Raw genomic sequence first — 2,500 nt, 5'->3', positions numbered from 1 at the left:
GCTATTACACCCTCTTGGTGGGCAGGGTGCCAGAGGCTAAGGTGCTTGTAGAGGGTCTGCTGGCTGACTTTGGCCAATTGGGCGATCGCTTTAACTCGCGCCGTAATCTGCTCGGGTAGCGCTCCTGCCTGCTCTAGCTCGGCATAAGCTGTACAGATACGGTGCTGGGCATCTTCGGCCTGCTGCTGGTTGAAGGGCACCAGGTTGTTCTTAGGCTGGCTGGTGTCGCGGCTGGGGGGGGTGCCGAGGGGCCAGTAGTAGCCTTCGACGGCTTTGGCCCAGGCGGTCACTTTGCGCTCGATCTCGTGCTGGTGGCGACAGTACTGCTCGTAGCCGGGGCAGTTGAGGGCAACGCGTAGGGTGTGGTCAATCAGGGCTTGTGCCTGGAGACCATCAAAGACGCGGCCATAACAGGCGATGGTTTTCAGCAGGTGGTTGGTCTGGCCATGGGCAGTCCAGCCTTCGGTGATGACGGTATCCAGGTCCTGTCGCCAGTTCTCGACGGGGTGGCTGTGGCGTTTGGGACGCTTGCGGTGGTTGTCGCGGCCAATCTTCATCGCATGGCGCAGGGTGGCCATGTCTTGGTAGTCGGCGATGTTGTCCCACAGCCAGAAAAACCGGGCCAGGCTATCACCCGTAGGGTTCAGGTCATCGTCGAGCAGGCAGGAGCCGCTGCAGGGCTGCAGGGGCAGACGGTGCCCCATGTATTCAATAAAGGTTTGAACACCGTAGGCTTTGACGTTGGGAAAGATTTCGAGCTGTCCCGCCTGGAGCCGAAACCCCTGGGCCCTAAGGCATTCTTTGAGGGCGACAGCCAGATTGAAGGTGTTGACCCGTTCGGCAAAGGGGATATATATGTGCAGGCCGCCGCTCCAGCTGGAGCGAATTAGCAGGGTGCGGGTAATGCCGATGGTTTCTAGGGCAGCACGGATTTCGGCGGCGCCGGCGGCGGTGCAGTAGTCGCCACCGGCGTCGAGATCGAGCAGGGCGTAATAGGTATCGTGGGTAAAGCGGACCCCAATCAGCTGGTTGGCGTCTTGCCAATGGGTCCACAGCGCGCGGGGCCGCAGCGGGTAGGTGCTGACGGTCGTCCAGGCGGCTTTGGTGGTGGCGTCATCCGGTAGGTCGGCGCGGATGAAGTTCCACGGGTAATGGCCAAAGATTTCACACAGTCGCTGGCCAGTGGGGTCAGCAGGGAGCGGTTCGGAACGGGGATCCTTACGGGACTCCTCATCCCATCCTAGTGATGCGGTCATCGGGGCCTCTCTCCTAAAAAAAGAGCAATGGGTATTGCCCCAAGAGAGATCCGGTGTTACCATAGCCGCAAGATCGATTTGTGTGCGACTCGGGAACTGGTCCTCTCGGGTTTTCGCTTTTTAAAGAGCCGGTGGCATTTGCTGCCGGTTCTTTTTGCGTATTAAGGGTCTGGTCAGGACGCCTAACACTGATTCACACGATCACTAAGGGGATAAACCCAACGGGGCATCAATCATTGCCGAATCATAGTACAGGTGCCTAAACCGAGCAAGCAGACTCTGGATATTTGATTTCATCAGGGTTTTGAGGTTGGTATGGGCCTTCTAACAAAAAATTTGATGGCCTTCAAGCGCAAAAACTGAACGTTTTCCCACCCTATGCCACCGACCGAATCAACTGCGCTTGTTTGGCTCATTTGATCAGAGCCATCAGATATTTGGAAGTCCTCGACCAACACCGGGACGATCGAGAGCTTGTCTCCGACAGTTGGTGTTGGCACCGGCAAGTTGCTGGCCTCTTCGGCCTCAGCCATGCTGTCTTTCGCGCAAGATGCCCATGCCTCGATTGCACGAGCATTACTACCGGTAATGGTACGGGTTTCTCGCAAGCCAGCAGCGCTGCTCTCACGAGTTGTTGGGTTTCCACTAGCTGTCGGATATTTTCGGCCAGGGTGGCTTCGATGCGATCAGTCGATCACTGCTCTGGGTCATTTAGTGGTCTCCGAAGAGATTTCCCCTGCTGCCTTAGCTACCTCTATGGCCCGCTCAATCAGCACAGAGATCATTTGTGACATGGAACGACGCTCTTTATGAGCCAGCGCCTTTAGGTCGCCCTTTAGATCTTCCTCAATAAACGCTGTGACAGTGACTTTGGTCATTTCATCAGGGTTATGGTCTGCAAATATCATACTCACCTATCAGAAAAGATCAAGCTCTGACTAAAATACAGCTAAAACTAATGCCAATCTAAAAATCCTTGTTAGGAAACAGCAAGTCACGAAACAGTATAGGCATAGGGCTGACCTAGTTGGCTTACCGTTTGCTGTGCTGTGCCGCGCCGATCCCGCACCCGCAAAGGTTTAGAGGATATTTGTTCAGGAGCGTAGCCTTTCTAGGCGTAGCTCCCGCTGCTGGAATTGCTGCGCCATTTAATGCCCAACAACATCCAGAGAGGCAGGAGTAGGGGGTCGTGCCGGCAAAAGGCAAGGAATAGCGTTATAAACAGCCAGGAAATCCCCACAGGA

Annotated in this window: 3 protein-coding genes (1 of these 3 cut by a window edge); all 3 read right to left on the bottom strand. The window is 55.6% G+C overall.

Annotated elements, in window-relative coordinates; all coding sequences use genetic code 11:
- A protein-coding gene (locus tag RRF56_RS02670) for a hypothetical protein (RefSeq protein ID WP_317033861.1) crosses the window boundary here: on the bottom strand, nt 1-1,256 show its 5' portion. The gene continues 415 nt to the left of window position 1, outside the view; only the first 1,256 of its 1,671 coding nucleotides appear in the window; its start codon is at nt 1,254-1,256; its stop codon lies off the left edge, out of view.
- Between the two features lie 296 nt (nt 1,257-1,552).
- Nucleotides 1,553-1,789 carry a hypothetical protein gene (locus RRF56_RS02665; protein ID WP_317033860.1) on the bottom strand — a complete coding sequence of 79 codons (237 nt, stop codon included), beginning with the start codon at nt 1,787-1,789 and terminating at the stop codon, nt 1,553-1,555.
- A 174-nt stretch (nt 1,790-1,963) separates the two neighbouring features.
- Nucleotides 1,964-2,164 carry a ribbon-helix-helix domain-containing protein gene (locus tag RRF56_RS02660; protein WP_317033859.1) on the bottom strand — a complete coding sequence of 67 codons (201 nt, stop codon included), beginning with the start codon at nt 2,162-2,164 and terminating at the stop codon, nt 1,964-1,966.
- Nucleotides 2,165-2,500 lie beyond the last annotated feature (336 nt).

Origin of the sequence: Nodosilinea sp. E11 (genome assembly GCF_032813545.1) — a bacterium.
In the GTDB taxonomy this organism is placed as follows: domain Bacteria; phylum Cyanobacteriota; class Cyanobacteriia; order Phormidesmidales; family Phormidesmidaceae; genus Nodosilinea.
The sequence above is the reverse complement of the archived record's forward strand: the minus strand, read 5'-3'. Positions and strand labels throughout refer to the sequence as shown.

Bases quoted from the DNA above. Each gene is read 5' to 3' on its own strand.
- RRF56_RS02665 (WP_317033860.1), bottom strand. From the start codon at position 1,789: ATGGCTGAGGCCGAAGAGGCCAGCAACTTGCCGGTGCCAACACCAACT.
- RRF56_RS02660 (WP_317033859.1), bottom strand. From the start codon at position 2,164: ATGATATTTGCAGACCATAACCCTGATGAAATGACCAAAGTCACTGTC.